The 18,481-nt window shown below is 61.5% G+C and carries 13 protein-coding genes; 8 read left to right on the top strand and 5 right to left on the bottom strand.

Annotated elements, in window-relative coordinates; genetic code table 11:
* Positions 1-118: 118 nt before the first annotated feature.
* The gene (locus tag F3089_RS08565; RefSeq protein WP_353623144.1) at positions 119-2,797 is read left to right on the top strand and encodes a LamG-like jellyroll fold domain-containing protein; all 2,679 of its coding nucleotides are present in this window, start codon (positions 119-121) and stop codon (positions 2,795-2,797) included.
* Between the two features lie 78 nt (positions 2,798-2,875).
* On the opposite strand, the gene glnG is transcribed toward F3089_RS08565, so the two are convergent.
* The 4 genes from glnG to glnA all read right to left on the bottom strand — a co-directional run bounded on the left by glnG (position 2,876) and on the right by glnA (position 7,674).
* On the bottom strand, positions 2,876-4,309 hold the full coding sequence (gene glnG / locus F3089_RS08560) for a nitrogen regulation protein NR(I) (protein WP_151440427.1): 1,434 nt from the start codon (positions 4,307-4,309) through the stop codon (positions 2,876-2,878).
* Positions 4,306-5,376, bottom strand: a complete 1,071-nt coding sequence (gene glnL / locus F3089_RS08555) for a nitrogen regulation protein NR(II) (RefSeq protein ID WP_095618180.1) — start codon at positions 5,374-5,376, stop codon at positions 4,306-4,308. Before glnL ends, glnG begins: the two co-directional genes overlap by 4 nt.
* Positions 5,377-5,593: 217 nt before the next feature.
* The gene (locus tag F3089_RS08550) at positions 5,594-6,142 is read right to left on the bottom strand and encodes a DUF4124 domain-containing protein (RefSeq protein ID WP_192497312.1); all 549 of its coding nucleotides are present in this window, start codon (positions 6,140-6,142) and stop codon (positions 5,594-5,596) included.
* Positions 6,143-6,267: 125 nt separating this feature from the next.
* Positions 6,268-7,674, bottom strand: a complete 1,407-nt coding sequence (gene glnA / locus F3089_RS08545; RefSeq protein ID WP_151440425.1) for a type I glutamate--ammonia ligase — start codon at positions 7,672-7,674, stop codon at positions 6,268-6,270.
* Positions 7,675-8,092: 418 nt separating this feature from the next.
* On the opposite strand from glnA, the gene typA reads away from it, so the two are divergent.
* Positions 8,093-9,904, top strand: coding sequence for a translational GTPase TypA (gene typA / locus F3089_RS08540; RefSeq protein ID WP_151440424.1), 1,812 nt, complete (start codon positions 8,093-8,095; stop codon positions 9,902-9,904).
* Positions 9,905-9,941: 37 nt separating this feature from the next.
* A complete protein-coding gene (gene pip, locus F3089_RS08535; RefSeq protein WP_151440423.1) occupies positions 9,942-10,910 on the top strand; it encodes a prolyl aminopeptidase in 969 nt (322 codons plus the stop codon).
* 51 nt (positions 10,911-10,961) lie between these two features.
* Here the strand turns inward: pip and F3089_RS08530 are convergent, their stop codons facing one another.
* A complete protein-coding gene (locus tag F3089_RS08530; protein ID WP_151440422.1) occupies positions 10,962-11,699 on the bottom strand; it encodes a TorF family putative porin in 738 nt (245 codons plus the stop codon).
* 261 nt (positions 11,700-11,960) lie between these two features.
* Between F3089_RS08530 and dtd the strand changes: the two genes are divergently transcribed.
* From dtd to F3089_RS08505, 5 genes are all read left to right on the top strand, one after another.
* Complete coding sequence (dtd, locus tag F3089_RS08525) at positions 11,961-12,419, top strand: D-aminoacyl-tRNA deacylase (RefSeq protein ID WP_151440421.1); 459 nt, start codon at positions 11,961-11,963, stop codon at positions 12,417-12,419.
* A gap of 69 nt (positions 12,420-12,488) precedes the next feature.
* Positions 12,489-13,604: a porin gene (locus F3089_RS08520; RefSeq protein ID WP_151440420.1), complete on the top strand. Its 1,116-nt coding sequence runs from the start codon at positions 12,489-12,491 to the stop codon at positions 13,602-13,604.
* A gap of 3 nt (positions 13,605-13,607) precedes the next feature.
* Positions 13,608-14,483 (top strand): CYTH domain-containing protein, encoded by an 876-nt coding sequence (locus tag F3089_RS08515; protein ID WP_151440419.1) that lies wholly within the window; start codon positions 13,608-13,610, stop codon positions 14,481-14,483.
* Positions 14,484-14,532: 49 nt separating this feature from the next.
* Entirely contained in the window at positions 14,533-17,445 is a 2,913-nt protein-coding gene (gene glnE, locus F3089_RS08510) for a bifunctional [glutamate--ammonia ligase]-adenylyl-L-tyrosine phosphorylase/[glutamate--ammonia-ligase] adenylyltransferase (RefSeq protein WP_225741717.1), read from the top strand.
* 107 nt (positions 17,446-17,552) lie between these two features.
* A complete protein-coding gene (locus F3089_RS08505; RefSeq protein ID WP_151440418.1) occupies positions 17,553-18,476 on the top strand; it encodes a branched-chain amino acid transaminase in 924 nt (307 codons plus the stop codon).
* The last annotated feature ends 5 nt before the right edge of the window (positions 18,477-18,481 follow it).

Below are 18,481 nucleotides of genomic sequence, written 5' to 3'. Positions count from 1 at the left end.
CGCGGGGGAAGACGGCGCGATTCCCAATTCCCCGGGCACCTGTGGTTTTGCATCCATACCAGCCGACGGCAACATAACTGCCCAATCAGACGTCGCTAATGACAGTGACTCATTCAGCATGGGCTTCTGGGTGCGGATGGAGGAGGGGCAACAGACCAGCGACACGCCCAGTATTGTCGCAGTAGGCGATGTAACCGACTTCTATGCCGAAAGGGCTGAAGTGCTGGCGGATTTTCGCGGGGGAAGTCGGGATCTCGTTTTTGTCGTTCATACACGTCAGGGGCAGGGCCAGGGACAGGGCAGTATCCGGCAGCGCGAGTTGCGATGGACTCCGGATGCAGGCACTGAAACAGATCCTTTCTCAGGGAACTGGGTGCATGTTGCCGTAAGCCATGATCTTGAAGCCAATGAGCTGGTTATGTATGTGAATGGCAATGAAGAGGTCATCAGGGAGGATTACGAAAGAGGACGTTCCGTTGTTGAAGCCGACTCTGCAATCCAGATTGGCGGTTTTTCCGATGGAACCGCCCCCGCGGCGTTTGATTTTGATGAGTTCCGCTATTCCGCCAGTGCGATCAGCAGTTCGCAGGCGGTGCGTCTGGCCAATGAAAGTAGACCCTGCAACACAGGTCTGGCAGGTTTCGAGATCAATGCTTCATCCGTTGCCAGTGTGTGTGAACCATTGCCAATCCAGATCACCGCCATCAATAGCTCGGGGGCACAGGTTGCTGATTATACCGGGACTGTCGATCTTTCAACTTCGTCAGGCAATGGCAACTGGTCGATTGCGGATGGGGAGGGCGGTCTGACTCCTTCCCCTGACAATGACAATAATGGTGCTGCACAGTACCAGTTTGTTGATGCGGATGAAGGTCAGGTGACGCTGGCTCTGGCGAACGAGTTGGCGGACCGGCTCACCGTCAGCGTTGTTGATAGTGGGGTCCAGGTAGGCACGACCTCGGATCCTATCCAGTTCCGGGAAAACATATTCCAGATCCAGTCCTCGGATTCTCTCGGAACGGACTTTGTTGCCGGTCGCGATCATCAAGTTGAGATTGCCGCTTATGGACGTGGACAGGATCAGGAGTGTGGTCCGATTACTGCTTATGATGGTGCCGTGGCTCTGAAAGCATGGCTGGATCGTGCAGATCAGGATCCAGGCGGAGAGGCCCCCTCTCTGGATGGCAGTGGTGGCCTGCCAGACTCGGAGCCAGGATCCGGAAATGTTGATGTGGTGTTCAATGAGGGTGTTGCGGAACTGCCATGGCAGGCCACGGATGTAGCTCAGTATTCATTGAATGTCCTGGATGACAGTTCCGGTATTGTTCAGGATGAAGAAGGGAACCCCTTGCCGGTGAGCGGGCAGGGGCCGGAATGGACTGTTCGCCCATTCGCGTTTCATGTCTCCGTCCCCGACAATCCAGGCGCTTCATCCCCCACCGGCGATGCATTTCAGGCTGCGGGGCGTCCGTTCGACGTCAGTGTGCGGGCGGTACAGTGGCAGGCAGCTGATGATGGCAATGATGATGGGGAGCCGGATGGTCATGAGACGCCGGATCCAACGAATCGGGCGGATCTTTCGGATAACGCGTCAACTGCTTCCTTTGGCGCCAGTAATCCAGCCGCGGAGTTGTCCTCTACCCTGGTTGCCGGACCGCCCAACCCAGCGGATCCGGGCTTGACCGGTATGCCGGAGGTAGATGCGTTCACTGATGGGCAGGGCTCCGTTACGACCCGATTTGATGAAGCGGGCAGTATTGCTGTGCAGGCATTACTGGATGGTGGCTATCTTGGTCGGCCGGCAACGGTTCGGGGCCGGTCGGGTTTCGTGGGGCGGTTCCATCCGGAACTGTTCACTGTCGAGGCGGCAGACGGGGCTTTTGAGCCAACCTGCAACAACTTTGCCTATACCGGGCAGCCGCATAGCTATAATCCGGCTCAGGCACCGGAACTGACCATCACACCGAAAGCCTATCGGGCACCAGGGACCGCGCCTCAGGTCACCAATTATCGTGAAACATGGCAGTTGCTGGAGGCCGGAGATGTCTCGCGAATCTTCCCTGAAGAGGATGCTGACAATGGTCTCGACGTGTCGGTTGATCAAGCGCCTGAGGGAGACCTGACCCCTCTGGAAGATGGGAATATGCTCTATCAGTTCGTCGGTGATGAATTCATCTACATCCGGACTGAGGGCGCACGGATCGAGCCGTTCACGAGCAATCTCACTCTGGAGGTTGATGGTGTTGATGACGGTGATGCGCAGCTGATGGAGAGTCAGAACCCTGTCACTCTGGATCCCGCCGGTGTGGAGATCCGTTATGGCCGTATCAGTCTGGGCAGTGTTTACGGCCCGGAGAACGTGGACCTCATTATGCCGCTCAGGGCTGAGTATTGGGATGGTGAGCGCTTCAGGCTGAACACCGCTGACGAGAGTGACGTTCCTCCTGCGGAAAGCGGGGAAGGGTGTTTCCAGTACAGTCCCTGGAATGAGGAAGATGGAGGAGATATTCAGATCGCTTCGCAGGATGTGGCGGATAATGTCAGGTCAGGAGACTCTACAGCGGAGACGTACGGTCTTTCCGGTGGCCAACCCAAATCTGGTAATGAGATTCTTCTGCGCTCAGGGCGTGATCCGGTTGACCCTGATGACCGCCAGAGTGAGGTTGAGCTGCTCAATGTGCCTGACTGGCTGAAACCTTTCGACAGCGACGGCAATCTCCAGAACCCGAGCGCCACTGCTACCTTCGGCGTTTATCGGGGTCACGATCGCATCATCTACTGGCGGGAGGTCCAGTAGGAGCGAGCTTGCTCGCGATTCGAAGCAGCTACGGGCCTGCAATCGCGAGCAAGCTCGCTCCTACAGCAGAAACGGGGGTCAGTCTTCCTGTGGCGCCTCTTCGGCGTGCTCATCCATACCAAGATCCTTGATCTTGCGCGTCAGCGTGTTCCGTCCCCAACCCAGAAGGTTCGCCGCATCCCGCCGCCGGCCGCCGGTGTGTTTGAGGGCGGTTTCGATCATCACGCGTTCGAATTCCGGTAACGCGGTATCCAGGATCGGGTGTTTCCCCTGTTTCAGTGCTCGGTCCGCCCAGTCGCGCAGCTGCTCCTGCCAGCTGCCGGCGTTGCTGCTTCCTTCCTCCTGCTCCAGCAGTTCCCGGGGCAGGTCGTTCACGTGGATCTCGCGGCCGGAGGCCATCACGGTCAGCCAGCGGCACACGTTCTCGAGCTGACGCACGTTGCCGGGCCAGGGCAGGGTGCTGAGGTAGGTCTCGGTCTCTTCCTTGAGGATCTTGGGCTCGACATTCAGTTCATGTGCGGCCTGTTTGAGGAAGTGGCGCATCAGCAGCGGGATGTCCTCCCGCCGCTCGCTGAGCGTTGGCAGGTGAACGCGGATGACGTTGAGCCGGTGGAACAGGTCCTCGCGGAAGCTGCCTTCGCGTACCCGTTCCTCCAGGTTCTGGTGGGTGGCGGCGATGATGCGCACGTCCGCTCGAACAGGTGTGGCGCCGCCGACGCGGTAGAATTCGCCGTCGGCCAGAACGCGGAGCAGGCGGGTCTGGGTGTCCGCCGGCATGTCACCGATCTCGTCCAGAAACAGGGTGCCACCGTTGGACTGCTCAAAGCGGCCCTGGCGGGCAGCGTTGGCGCCGGTGAAGGCGCCTTTCTCGTGGCCGAACAGCTCGGATTCGATCAGGTCCCGTGGAATGGCGGCCATATTCAGGGCCACGAAGGGGCCGCCTGAGCGCGGACTGTGGTTGTGCAGGGCGCGTGCGACCAGTTCCTTGCCTGTGCCGCTTTCCCCGTTGATCAGTACCGTGATGTTGGAGTGCGAAAGGCGCCCTATGGCCCGGAAAACTTCCTGCATGGCGGGGGCCTCACCGATGATCTCGGCATTCTCGCCGGCGTGTTCCGCCTCCCGCTCACGGGCGCTTGAGCGCTGCTCCCGGCCATGATCAATGGCGCGCTGGATGAGGGAGAGGGCCTCGTCCACGTCAAAGGGTTTGGGCAGGTATTCAAAAGCGCCGGTCTGATAGGAAGAGACCGCGCTGTCCAGATCCGAGTGGGCCGTCATGATGATGACCGGCACCATGGGGAAGCGTTCACTGATGGAGCGCAGCAGGGTGATGCCATCGATGCCGGGCATTCGGATATCGCTGATCACAGCATCCGGCTGGTCCTGCTCAAGCCGTTCCAGTATGCCTTCGCCGCTTTCAAAGCTGACCGTTTCAAGGTCGGCGCGGCTCAGTGCGCGCTCCAGCACCCAGCGGATGCTGCGGTCGTCGTCGATGATCCAGACAGTGGCGCTCATTCGGAGGCCTCCAGGGGAAGAAAGATGATGAATCGGGTGCAGCCGGGCTGGCTCTCACATTCCACCAGGCCCTGGTGCTGCCCCACGATGCTCTGGGTAATGGCCAGCCCGAGCCCGGTGCCATCGGGGCGGCCGCTGATCATGGGGTAGAAAATGTTCGGTTGAAGCTCGCGTGGAATGCCGGGCCCGTTGTCGATGATGTCCACCCGGCAGACCAGCCGGTGGCGCGTATGGCCGATGGTGAACTGGCGCAGGGCGCGGGTACGCATGGTGATCGTGGGCTCTGCATCCTCCGGCGGGTGCTTGGTAAGCACTTCCAGGGCATTGCGCGCTATGTTGAGGATGGCCTGGATCAGCTGCTCGCGGTCGCCCATGAACTCGGGGATACTGGGATCGTAGTCCCGCACAAGGCTGACCTGGCTGCCGCCTTCGGCTTCCAGCAGGGTACGCACATGTTCAACCACATCATGGATGTTGGTGGGGGCTGTCTCGATGGCCCGGTTCGGGCCCAGCATCCGATCCACCAGGGTGCGCAGCCGGTCCGCCTCCTCCATGATCACCCGCGTGAAGTCGCGCAGTTCCGCGTTCTCCAGCTCACGTTCCAGCAGCTGGGCCGCCCCACGGATACCGCCCAGAGGGTTCTTGATCTCGTGGGCCATGCCCCGCACCAGGGTACGCGTGGTCTCCTGCTGGGTGAGGAGTTCCTCTTCCCGCGAGATGCGCTGGAGACGGTCCCGTTGCTGGATTTCCATCAGCAGCAGGGGGTCGTCCCCGGGGAACGGTGAGATGGAATAGTCCACGCAGATCAGCTGGCCACTGGGCAGTAGCAGTTCCGCTTCGCGCTTGGTGAAGGTATGGCCGGTGGCCGCAGTCTCGGTGAGCGTCTGCAGGGCCGCGTCCGGCTCCACGAAGATACTGGTCACCGGCAGGCCGCGGATGCGGTCGCCACTGGTCTGGAGCAGCATCTCGGCAGCTGGGTTCAGGTAGCGCGTGCGTTTGTCGTGATCGAGCACCAGAACCGCTGTCGCCAGATTGTCCAGGATGCGCTGGTGCATGGGTTCGGTCATAGGTCCCCTCCTGGGAACAGGCTCTGCAAGAATCAAACCAGCTTCTGGGTCGGTGTAAAAGCGCTGCTGGGCCGAATCAGTGCACGGTTGGAATCGCGTTCTGCCCCATGCTAATGCAGAAGGTTCTCGTGTGCACCAATACAGTGCATTAGGCGGTTGCAGTTTGAGCGTGGGCGAAGTCGCGTTTGTCGCCAGGGGGATCCCGGCGAGCGGGTCTTCAGTTCAGTTGCGAGGGGCGGTGCAGGGTGAATCGGGTGACATCGGAGGAGCCGATTGTCTCGCCGTTGGCGTTGACCACATGGATCACGATCTCGTGGGTACCCCGGTTCATGTTCTCCAGCGTGAAGCTGGTGCTGCGGCTCTGGCGGGTTCTCTCGCCATCCAGTTCGAGGGCAAAGCGGTGACCGGAACGCAGCGAGGGCTGGGACTGGATGCGTACCACGACCAGCCCATCGCCGCGCCAGAAAGCGCTGTCGTGTTCCGGCTGGGTGATCTCGATGGACTCGTAGCCCTGCTTTTCGTTGTTTCCGCCGTCGCCCTCGCGTTCGCTGTTGCGCCGTTCGCGCGCTGCGCCATCGGGCAGGCTGACCTCCGGCAGGGGCTCCAGTTCCATGGCTTCGCTGTCATCGCCGGCCGGCTCGTCCGAATAGGTTACGTTGCCGTTCTCGTCCACGTGCCGGTAGATCTCACCGGCCACGGTGCTGCTGCTCAGGGGCAGGAGAAAGGCCAGGACCAGCGCTGTGAGGGCAATTGTTGATCGGAACACGGAGCCTCCGGATTCGGGACGGACGGATATCCTTTCCCGATTATTCAAGCACCGCGTTGCCAATGCAACAAAAAACCCGGCGCGGGTTGTCCCGGGCCGGGTTCTGACAGGTACTGGAGCCGTGTTTACACGGAGTAGTACATGTCGAATTCCACCGGATGGGTGGTCATGTTGTAGCGGGTTACATCCTCACGCTTGAGGTCGATGTAGCCCTGGATCATGTCTTCGGTGAAGACGCCGCCCTGGGTCAGGAACTCGTGGTCCGCTTCGAGAGCGTCCAGCGCTTCCTGGAAGGTCTCCGACACGGTCGGGATTTCCAGTGCCTCTTCCTTGGGCAGATCGTAGAGATCCTTGTCCATGGCTTCGCCGGGGTGGATCTTGTTCTGGATGCCGTCCAGGCCCGCCATGACCAGCGCGGAGAACGCCAGGTAAGGGTTGGCGGACGGGTCCGGGAAGCGCACCTCGATCCGGCGTGCCTTGGGGTTGTTGGTGTACGGGATCCGGATGGACGCGGAGCGGTTGCGCGCGGAGTAGGCGAGCATCACCGGCGCTTCGAAGCCTGGAACCAGGCGCTTGTAGGAGTTGGTGGACGCGTTGGTGAACGCGTTGATGGCCCTGGCATGCTTGATGATGCCGCCGATGTAGTAGAGGGCATTTTCGCTCAGGCCGGCGTAGCTGTCGCCGGAGAACATGTTCTTGCCGTCCTTGCTCAGCGACATGTTGACGTGCATGCCGGAGCCGTTGTCGCCGACCACCGGCTTGGGCATGAAGGTGGCGGTCTTGCCGAAGGCATGGGCCACGTTGTGCACGCAGTACTTGAGAATCTGCACCTCGTCCGCCTTGCGGGTCAGCGTATTCGGGCCAACGCCGATCTCGCACTGACCGGCGGTGCCGACTTCGTGGTGGTGCACCTCAATCTCAAGGTTCATGGATTCCATGGCGGCACACATGGCGCCACGCAGGTCGTGCAGGGAATCCACAGGGGGTACCGGGAAGTAGCCGCCCTTCACCTTGGGCCGGTGGCCGGTGTTGTTGCGCTCGAAGTCCTCACCGGAGACCCAGGCGGCTTCCTCGGAGTGGATTTCGTACATGGCGGAGTCCATGTCCACTTTCCACTTGGCGGAATCGAACACGAAGAACTCGGGCTCAGGGCCGAACAGGGCCGCATCCGCGATGCCCAGGGACTTCATGTAATCCTCAGTGCGCCGCGCCACGGAGCGCGGATCACGCTCATAGCCCTGCATGGTTGCCGGCTCAACGATGTCACAGGTGATGTTGAGGGTGGGCTCTTCCGCGAAAGGATCCAGGGTGACTGCGTCATCATCGGGCATCAGGATCATGTCGGACTCGTTGATGCCCTTCCAGCCATTGATGGAGGACCCATCAAAGGTGGCGCCGTCCGTGAAGAAGTCGTCATCAGCCCCGCTGGCAGGCATGGTGACATGCATTTCCTTGCCGCGGCTGTCGGTGAATCGCAGGTCGATCCACTTGATGTCGTGTTCCTGGATCAGCTTCAGTGTGTTCTTGGACATGTCAGAACTCCATCTGTGGTTCATTTGAGTAGAGCAGAGTGCTCGTGGCTCCGGCCCTGTGCACCGTGGTGGGGCCTTTCGCGTGCCTGACCACCCTTAAGCAAAAGGCTTGCCAATTACCGGATTTGCTCTTTTCTGGCCGCATAACAGGGCATTGGCGTCATCCTGGTGCGCTGACGCCGCTGCACGACGCACTATTACGGTGCACAAACGCGTGAGGCCGGTCCAATCTGGTGCGTTTTTGGACTGCAGCAGAGGCCCGTCGGAAAATGCCCCTGTTACTCGTTGCAGAAATGACCTCATGGAATAATCCGGTCTGTTCGTGTACAATCCGCGCCCTTGGTTCGGGGAAAGCCCGGATCGACCCTCATTTTCACCGCCCTTCATTCGAAATACCAGTGATTCAGAGGCCCTTTTCGTGATTGAGAATCTTCGCAACATCGCCATCATTGCACACGTTGACCATGGCAAGACCACGCTGGTCGACCAGCTGCTGCAGCAATCCGGGACCCTGGATCGCAAGTCATCGGACACTGACCGTATCATGGACTCCGATGATCAGGAGAAGGAGCGGGGCATCACCATCCTCTCCAAGAATACTGCGATCAATTGGGGCGAATACCGGATCAACATCGTCGACACGCCCGGCCACGCCGATTTCGGTGGCGAGGTGGAGCGGGTCATGTCCATGGTCGACTCGGTCCTGCTGCTGGTCGACGCCGTTGACGGCCCCATGCCCCAGACCCGCTTCGTGACCCAGAAGGCGTTCGCCAAGGGCCTTAACCCCATTGTTGTGGTGAACAAGGTGGACCGGGAAGGCGCCCGCCCGGACTGGGTGATCAACGAAGTCTTCGACCTGTTCGATGCACTGGGCGCCAACGAGGACCAGCTGGACTTCCCGATTGTCTACGCCTCCGCCCTCAACGGCATTGCCGGTGAGGACCCGGATGCCCTGGAAGACGACATGGATTCGCTGTTCAAGATGATCGTCAACCAGGTTCCGGCACCGAGCGTGGATCCGGATGCATCCCTGCAGATGCAGGTCTCCTCGCTGGACTACGACCCCTACGTGGGCGTGCTGGGCGTGGGCCGCATCAAGGGCGGCCAGATGAAGCCCGGCCAGCAGGTAGCCGTGATCAACCGCGAGGGGGAGCAGCGCAATGCCAAGCTGCTGGAAGTGAAAGGCTTCCTCGGCCTTAACCGCGTGAACGTGGATGAAGCCAACGCGGGCGATATTGTCTGTATCTCCGGCATCAGCAACCTTCGCATCTCGGATACGATCTGCAGCCGCGAAGCCCCCGAGGCGATGCCGGCGCTGACCGTGGACGAGCCGACCGTAAGCATGACGTTCCAGGTGAACGATTCGCCCTTCGCTGGCCAGGACGGCAAATACGTCACCAGCCGCCAGATCAAGGAGCGCCTTGAGCAGGAGCTGTTGCACAACGTGGCGCTGCGGGTCGAGCAGGGCGATGCAGCGGAGAAGTTCACGGTCTCAGGCCGTGGTGAGCTGCACCTGGCTGTTCTGATCGAGAACATGCGCCGTGAAGGCTTTGAGCTGGGCGTCTCTCGCCCCGAAGTGGTGCAGCGTGAGAACAACGGCGCCAAGGAAGAGCCCTACGAGCAGGTCGTGGTCGACATCGAAGAGCAGCACCAGGGCTCGGTCATGGAAGAGATGGGCAACCGCCGCGCCGAGATGCAGAACATGGTGCCGGACGGCCGTGGCCGCGTGCGGATTGATTTCATCATGCCGGCGCGCGGGCTGATCGGTTTCCGTTCCCAGTTCCTGACCCTGACCCAGGGCTCGGGTATCCTGACCCACGTGTTTGACCACTGGGGTCCGGTCAAGGGTGGTATGGCCGAACACCGCCATAACGGTGCCATCGTTTCCATGGTCAAGGGCACTACCACGGCCTACTCTCTGTTTACGCTGCAGGACCGTGGCCGCCTGATGGTGGGCCCGGGCGCCGAGGTGTACGAGGGTATGGTTATCGGTATTCACGCGCGGGAGAATGACCTGACGGTGAATCCGACCAAGGGCAAGCAGCTTACCAACGTGCGTGCCGCTGGTACGGACGAGAACCTGGTGCTGACCCCGCCGATCGAGATGACCCTCGAGAACGCGCTTGAGTTCATCGATGACGATGAACTGGTGGAGGTTACGCCCAATAACCTGCGGGTCCGCAAGAAGCTGCTGACTGAAACGGATCGCAAGCGCGCCGGCAAGAAATAGGGTGGCTGAGCCTGCCCCGGGCGCCTAGACTTGGGGCATGCTGACCCTTTACCCGGAAATCGCCCCCTACGCCACCCATCGCCTGGACGTGGGGGATGGCCACAGTCTCTACCTGGAGGAGTCCGGGCATCCCGACGGGATCCCGGTGCTCGTGGTTCACGGCGGTCCGGGTGCGGGCAGTGATGGCACTGCCCGCCGTTTCTTTGATGCGGAGCGCTACCGCATCATCCTCTTCGATCAGCGCGGTTCCGGCCGCTCCACCCCGTTTGCTTCCGTAGAGAACAATACCACCGCCCATCTGCTTGAGGACATGGAGCGCATCCGCGCGTTCTTCGGCATTGAGCAGTGGCTTCTGTTTGGCGGTTCATGGGGGTCCACGCTCAGTCTGTTGTACGCCCAATCCCACCCGGAGCGGGTTCTGGGGCTGATCCTTCGGGGTATCTTTCTCTGCCGCGAGCGCGATATCAGCTGGTTCCTGCAGGACGGGGCCAGCCGGATCTTTCCGGATTACTGGGAGGATTTCATCGCCCTTATCCCGGAGAGTGAGCGGGATGACCTGATCCGTGCCTACCACCGGCTGCTGCACAGCGACAACGAGCTGGAGCGCCTGCAGGCCGCCCGCACCTGGGCGATCTGGGAGGGGCGCTGTGCCACCCTGCACCCGAACCCGGCAGCGGTGGAGCGTTTCGGGCACGCGCATCTGGCGCTCTCCCTCGCCCGTATCGAGTGTCACTACTTCCTCAACGGCGGTTTCATCGAGGAAAACCGGATCCTGGACAACCTGGATGCCATCCGCGATAAACCGGCCCGTATGGTTCACGGTCGCTACGACATGGTCTGCCCGCTGGAGAACGCTGTCACGCTGCACGATGCCTGGCCGGAAGCGGATCTTTCCATTATCCGTGACGCCGGACATGCGGCCTCGGAGCCCGCCATCGTCGATGCACTGATCCGGGCAACCGAAGCTATGAGTGATCGCTTCGGTCCGGATTTCGGGATGCTGTAGCAGCAGGGAAGCCGCCCTTGAGGGAAGGGCGGCTTTTTCAGGAGTGAGTACTCAGAAGTCGAACGACTTGGAGTAGGCGACCTGAATAAGGGTCGAGCGACGGGTTTCGGCGTCGTTTTCCACATCAACCCACGTGCTGGCCGTGAAAGAAAGCTCATCGTTGAACTGGAAAGTGAGGTCGAGATGAGTGTCATCTGTCTCATCCGTGCTTACCTGTCCAAGGGTTGCACTTACTGGCCCGTAGCCGTAGCCCAGTGAGGTATAGCTGTAGCCTGGCGCGCCGGCGACGTTGTCCCAGTAGGAAAGTGACGCGCCGTAAGCGCTGATGCTGGCGTACGCTTCTGAGAAATCGGCGAAGCCGTCCTGACTCACCCTTTGCTCTGCGAACTCGGCATTGCCGGTTCCGTCATTCACGATTTGTTCCGAAGTGCGGTTTTGTTTCGGGTAAATGTAATTGATCGCACCGACATCAATCGAGATGTCTTCGGTGATGTCCGTCGAGTATCCTGCATACAGGTCATATTCCTGGCCCAAACTATCATCGCCACTAGCGGCCCACACACCGGCGTAAAGGCCCATGCCACTGTCCACGTCTAGGCTTCCTGAAATATGGGCACTGCCGTCGCTCAGGTTGGAGCCGCGGAAGAGGTACATGTTGGAAATGCCAACACTGGCGCTGAGGCTTGGGTCAAAGCTTGCTGCTGCTGCGGGTGACGCGGCGAACATTGCGCCAGCGCCCATGAATCCGGCAGCGATGCAGCTGAAAAGACGGGTACGTTGAGTCTGCATGATAATAGCCTCCGTTGGCTGTTTTGATTAATTCCGTTGCAGTGCAACTTGCCCCTACCACAGCAGCCGCTGTGCCTTTTTCTATAAAGTCCTTTAAAATCAGTATCTAAAAAGGGTTAGGGGCGGTTGTCAGGAGGGTGGAGGCGCTTTGTGGGCTGGCCTTGGGGGCTGTTTTGGTGCAGGTGCACTCTGGTATGCGTCATTGCAGGGCGCTTTCTGGCACCATGAGTGGCTGCTGTTATCTGGACAGGAGGAGGTTGTTTGAAAGGGCTTATACAGCGTGTCAGCAGCGCCAGCGTCAGTATCGACGGAGAGGTCGTGGGAGAGGTCGGTTATGGTCTGCTCCTGTTTCTTGGGGTTCAGAAAACGGATGGGGCGGCCGAGCAGAAACGGATGCTGGAGCGCGTGCTTGAGTACCGTGTGTTTCCTGATGAACAGGGGCGTATGAACCGGAGCCTACGCGATTGCGGCGGTGACCTGCTGGTGGTGCCCCAGTTCACTCTGGCGGCGGATACCAGCAAGGGCAGCCGGCCCTCCTTTTCGTCCGCGGCCCGGCCCGAGCGCGGCGAACACTGGTTCAATGCGTTTGTGGAGGCAGCCCGCCAGGAGGTGGACGTGGCACCGCCCGGGATCGGGCATCTGGCCACCGGCCGGTTTGGTGCGGACATGCAGGTACAGCTGGTCAATGACGGGCCGGTAACGTTTCTGTTGAGCGTGTAGCGTTGAGGTTTCTTTAGCCGGTGGGGCCTCAGTGGTATTCTGCCGGCTCTGATAACACTAGGGGGTTCCATGAAGCGGAAAGGAATTGTTCTGGCACTGGCCGCGCTGGCGGCTGGTGGCGTACAGGCCCAGGATTCGGGCCGCAGCGGCGACAGTGAACTGACACTGGCGGAGGTGGACGCACTGACGCACCGGCTGGACATGATGCCGGAGATCTACGGCCAGCTTGGGCTGGTGATGGAGCACCGCGATACGGATGGTGCTCGCGGCAGCGAAACCGCCTTCCGCGACAGCAACTCCTGGATCGGCCTGCGCAACCGCACCGAACTCATGCCGGGTACCGAGGGATTCTTCCGTGCTGAGTGGCGCTCTATTCCCACCCGCGCCGATGAAGACCGGAACCGGATGTTCGATGAGCATGTCGAGTACGCCTACATCGGCCTTGAGGGTGACTTTGGCCGCATCTGGGGTGGCGTGGACGATACCGTGTATGAACAGCAGCTCGACCACGTTGCCAATTTCTTTGAAGGCGAATTCCGCCATGAGGACGGTGGGCGTGATACAAGGCGCCATCCGCTGGGCCCCTACACCACGGGCCGTGACCGTCTGGTGCAGTACACCACACCCTCCTGGGGCGACCTCCGGCTGCATGCCGCGGTTCAGCTGAACGAGGATGGTAGTCCCGAAGTCGGAAACGACCAGGAGAAGGAAAGCCGTCCCTATCAGGCAGTCCTGAGCTATACCCCTGGCAACTGGGAATGGGCGCTGGGTATGGATTCCAATGACGGCGGCGACGTGCTCGGGGCAAACCCCTCCGAACGGGAACGGCTTCAGGCAGGCAACGAGAATACCTACGGCGGCCGCATGACCTATGAGGGTGAACGCTGGCACTTCACCGCCCAGTATCAGCACCGCAAGGACATCGCCAGCGTGGCGGCCCTGCTGACCAGCTACCGCATCGGCCCCAACCGGTTCTCGGTTTCCTGGGAAAGGGAGCGTGATGAACTTGCACAGGAGGTTTCCGGTGGTGACCTGGATAGCGAAACCACCAACGCCTACACGGCCCAGGTCATGCACGATCTGACCGAGTCCATGGCGGTGTACGTGGAAGGCTACAAAGCCAGTTCCAATGAGCAGACGCCGGACCGATTCGATCTGATGGTCGGCGCCCGTTACCGGTTCTGATCCATGAGCGAGACCGAGCTCAAACTCAGCATGACCCCCGCCAACCTTGACCGGGCCGGGGGCTGGCTGAGTACCAGGGGCGCCGTGGAGCAGGGCGAGCCCCTGACGCTCCTCAACCGTTACTATGACACCCCGGAGGGAGCCCTGAACGCGGAACGGGTGGCTCTGCGCGTGCGCGCCACCGGCAGTGGCTACATCCAGACCCTGAAAACCCGCGGTCACCTCCAGGGGGCGGCCCTGGCGCGCCAGGAATGGGAGTGGGAAAGACCGGAAGCTTCCCTGGACCTGGCGCTTCTGGCTGACACCCCCATGGCGGATCACCCGGCCCTGAGCCACCTGGCACCCGTCTTTGACACGGACTTCCAGCGTCGCGTCCTTATGCTTGACTGGTCCGAGCAGGGGCAGTGGGCACGCATCGAATGCGCGCTGGACAATGGAGTGATCCGTGCCAGCGGGCAGGAGCAGCCGCTCTGTGAACTCGAGCTGGAACTGGTGGAGGGCGATGCCGGCATTCTCTCGCGGGTTGCAACCGCGCTGACAGCGAGCGTGCCGGCACTGCTCAACAGCATCAGCAAGGCTGAGCAGGGCTATCATCTGGCCGGGGTGGGCGCATCGGGAGAGGCTGGGTCCGGGGCCAGTCCCCAGGTGTGGCTGGATGCCCTGTGCCGCTTCTGGCTGGGGGATGATCCGGCTGGCTGGGAGCATTTTCTTCAGTTGCATCGACAACTGTCCGGTTCTGCAGAGGCAGCCGGGGCCGGGGAGGCCTACACTCAGGTCACAGCGGAGCTCGAATCCGCTGCGGTACAATGCATGTCGCCCCGCGAGGCCCTGACCACCATGCGCGGGTTGGCGCCGCTGCAGCTGGCACTGCTTGTCTGAACGGCATCAACCGGCGAGCTGATGGCACACCGACAGGAAGGTAACCACCATGATGGACCCTCTGGATGACGGGGAACTGGCACCGTTGCCTGACGCCCTCCGGGAGAAGGCGGCTGAAGGCTGGCGCAGTCTCATGGATGTGGAATCCTCCGCGAGCCAGGCGCATTTCGAGGCCCATCGCGAGGGCATCATCCAGGCCATTGCCCGCAGTGACTTCCTGTTCGAGCAGTTGCGGCGCCACCCCGATGTGCTGGAGCCGCTGTTCGAGTCAGAGCTGCTGACGCGCCCCTGGTGCCCGGGTGAGATCCAGGAGGACTGGCAGGCGCAGCAGCCGCATATCCAGGCGGAGGCGGAACTCCAGAAGGCCCTGCGGACCTTCCGGCGACGCTGGATGTTCCGGATCGTATGGCGCGATCTGCTGGGCGAAGCGGATCTCGAGGAAACCATGGGCGCCATGACCGAGCTGGCCGACGCCTGTATCGATGGCGCGGTTTCATGGCTCTACGCGGATGCCTGCCGCGAGTGGGGCACCCCCATGGGCGCGGATCCGGTTACAGGGGAGCACGTCGCCCAGCCCCTGCTGGTGATCGGCATGGGTAAGCTGGGTGCCGGGGAACTCAATCTCTCCTCGGACATCGATCTGATCTTCGCCTACCCGAGCAGTGGCGAAACCGAAGGCGCACGGCGCAGTGTCGACAATCAGGTCTTTTTCAGCCGCCTGGGTCAGAGGCTGATCCGCGCGCTGGATCAGCCCACCGCCGACGGTTTCGTCTTCCGTGTGGACATGCGGCTGCGCCCGAACGGCGAGAGTGGCCCCCTGGCCATGAGCTTTGGTGCCCTGGAGACGTACTACCAGAACCAGGGCCGGGAATGGGAACGCTATGCGCTGATCAAGGCACGGGTGGTCAGTGGGCCCAGGGAGCATGCCAGCCACCTTCAGCAGCTGCTGCACCCGTTCATCTACCGGCGCTACATTGATTTCTCCGCCTTCGAGTCGCTGCGGGAGATGAAAAAGCTCATCCAGCGCGAGGTTCGCCGGCGCTCACTGGAGAGCAACATCAAGCTGGGAGCCGGTGGCATCCGGGAGATTGAGTTTGTGGCCCAGGCGTTCCAGCTGATCCGCGGTGGCCGTGAGCCGGTCCTCCAGGAGCGCCGTCTCCGCGAAGTGCTGTCTGCCCTTGGGAGTATGGAGCTGTTGCCGGATGAGGTGGTCGCGGATCTGGACAGCGCCTATGTCCTGCTCCGGGATACCGAGCACGCCCTCCAGGGCATTGCCGACCAGCAGACCCAGACTCTGCCTTCGGATGCGGCGGGCCGGGCGCGGGTGGCGCTGATCATGGGGTACGGGGACTGGGACAGCCTTGCCGGTGACCTGCAGGCACACCGGGAACGGGTCAACGCGCATTTCGCGGACATCATCGCTCTGGAAGAGGACGAGGGAGAGGATGACGGTGGCCAGGATGGCTGGGAAGAGATCTGGGCCGGTTCGCTGGGGGAGGAGACGGCCAGCCAGTGGCTGGAAAGGGCCGGGTTCGAGTCGGCCACTGAGTCACTGGAACGGCTGAAATCCCTGCGGGAAGGCCGGGTTGTCACCACTCTCCAGAGTGAGGGACGGCGTCGCCTGGACCGCTTCCTGCCACGGCTTCTGGCTGCACTGGCGGAGGAGGACGCCCCGTCCGCCACTTTGGAGCGTGTGCTTCCGCTGGTGGAAGCGGTTCTGCGCCGCAGCGCCTATCTGCTGCTGCTTACGGAGAATCCGGGGGCATTGCGGGAACTGGTACGCCTGTGCGCGGCCAGCCCCTGGATTGCGGACCAGCTGGCGGAGACGCCGCTGCTGCTGGATGAACTGCTCAACGCTGAAAGCCTCTATACGCCGCCTGACCGGGATCAGCTGCAGGCGGACCTGAACCAGCAGATGCTGCGGATTCCGCTGGACGATCTGGAAGAACAGATGGAGGCGCTGCGCCACTTCCGGAAGGCCCATGTGCTGCGCGTGGCTGCCTCCGAGATCCGTGGCACACTGCCGTTGATGAAGGTCAGCGACTATCTGACCTGGATTGCCGAGGCCGTTCTGGAGCATGTGGTGGTGCTGGCCTGGCACCATCTGACCCAGCGCTACGGCACGCCCACGGATGATCAGGGGGAGCCCATTGAGATGGACTTCGCGATTATCGGCTATGGCAAGTTCGGCGGTATCGAGCTGGGCTACACCTCGGATCTGGACCTGGTGTTCGTGCACGACAGTGATCCGCAGAATGTGACCGATGGCGATAAATCCATTGATAACGCGGTCTTCTATGCGCGCCTCGGTCAACGGGTGGTGCACATCCTCCAGGCGCAGACACCCTCCGGCCAGCTCTACGAAGTGGATATGCGGCTGCGGCCCTCGGGCAACTCAGGGTTGCTGGTCTCCACGCTGGATGCGTTCCGTACCTACCAGGAGCGCGATGCCTGGACCTGGGAGCATCAGGCCCTGGTCCGGGCGCGCTGGGTGGCCGGGAGCCAGGTTTCCGGCGAAGGGTTTGCGCGGATCCGCCATGATATCCTGGCAAATGAGCGCGACCCCGAGGCTCTGCGCCAGGAGGTGGTTGCCATGCGCCAGCGCATGCGTGATGCCCATGCCTCCGGGGATCCCGGCATATTCCACGTCAAGCAGGATCCGGGAGGGATCATCGACATCGAGTTCATGGTCCAGTACCTCATCCTGGCCTGGGCTCACCGGTACCCGGCCATCACCCACCAGTCGGACAACATCCGCCAGATGGAATCCCTTGGCGAGGCCGGTGTTCTGGATACTGCCATGGCTGAGCGTCTGCGGGATGTGTTCATCACCATGCGCTCGACTGTGCACCGGCGTGCGCTGCAGCGCCTCAACAGCGAGGTTTCGGCGGACCAGTTCGAGGCGGAGAGGCGCTACGTCATGGAGTGCTGGCAGACCCTGATGCATCCTCCTGCCGTTTAGGGGCTGTCCGTCCGTGCGCTCTCCGGTTCTCATGGAGGGCCCGTTTCCTGCTAGAATCCCGGGTTTGATGCTCTGGCCGAAAATACAGACGAGAGGAGTTGGCGGCAATGTCGATGGCGGATCGTGATGGTCTTATCTGGCTTGACGGGGAACTGGTGCCTTGGCGTGATGCCAAAGTGCATGTGCTGACCCATACCCTTCACTACGGCATGGGCTGCTTTGAGGGGGTGCGTGCCTACAGCACGGATGAGGGACCGGCGATCTTCCGTCTCCAGGACCACACCCAGCGCCTGTTCAACTCCGCGCACATCCTCAACATGAAGATGCCTTACGATCAGGAGACCCTCAACGACGCCCAGCGTCTGGTGATCCGTGAGAACGGTCTGGCCTCTGCCTACATCCGGCCCATGGTTTTCCTGGGGTCCGAGGGCATGGGGCTGCGTGCGGACAATCTCCAGGTGCACGTCATGATCGCCGCCTGGGAGTGGCCCTCGTACATGGCGCCGGAGGCACGGGAACAGGGCATCCGTATCCGCACCTCGTCCTACACGCGTCATCACGTGAACATCACCATGTGCAAGGCCAAGGCCAATGGCAACTACATCAACTCCATGCTGGCGCTCAATGAGGCCATGAGCTGCGGCTATGATGAAGCCCTGCTGCTGGACAACGAAGGTTACGTTGCGGAGGGGACTGGAGAGAACCTGTTCATCGTCCGCAATGGCGAACTGCATACGCCGGAGCTGACTTCCTGCCTGGATGGCATCACCCGGCGGAGCATTCTCGAATTCGCCCGTGAACTGGACATCCCCGTGAGAGAACGTCGGATCACCCGCGACGAGATCTACATCGCGGACGAAGCGTTCTTTACAGGCACGGCTGCCGAGGTGCTGCCCATCCGCGAGCTGGACAACCGCACCATTGGCAAAGGCAGCCGTGGCCCCATTACCGAGCAGTTCCAGCAGATGTACTTTGACGCCGTGGAAGGGCGCCGGGAGCGGAACAGGGACTGGCTGACCGTCGCCACCTGAGCCCG

This window comes from Halospina sp. K52047b, from assembly GCF_008709855.1.
Taxonomy (GTDB): domain Bacteria; phylum Pseudomonadota; class Gammaproteobacteria; order Pseudomonadales; family Oleiphilaceae; genus Halospina; species Halospina utahensis_B.
This window is presented reverse-complemented; position numbering and strand designations above follow the sequence as displayed.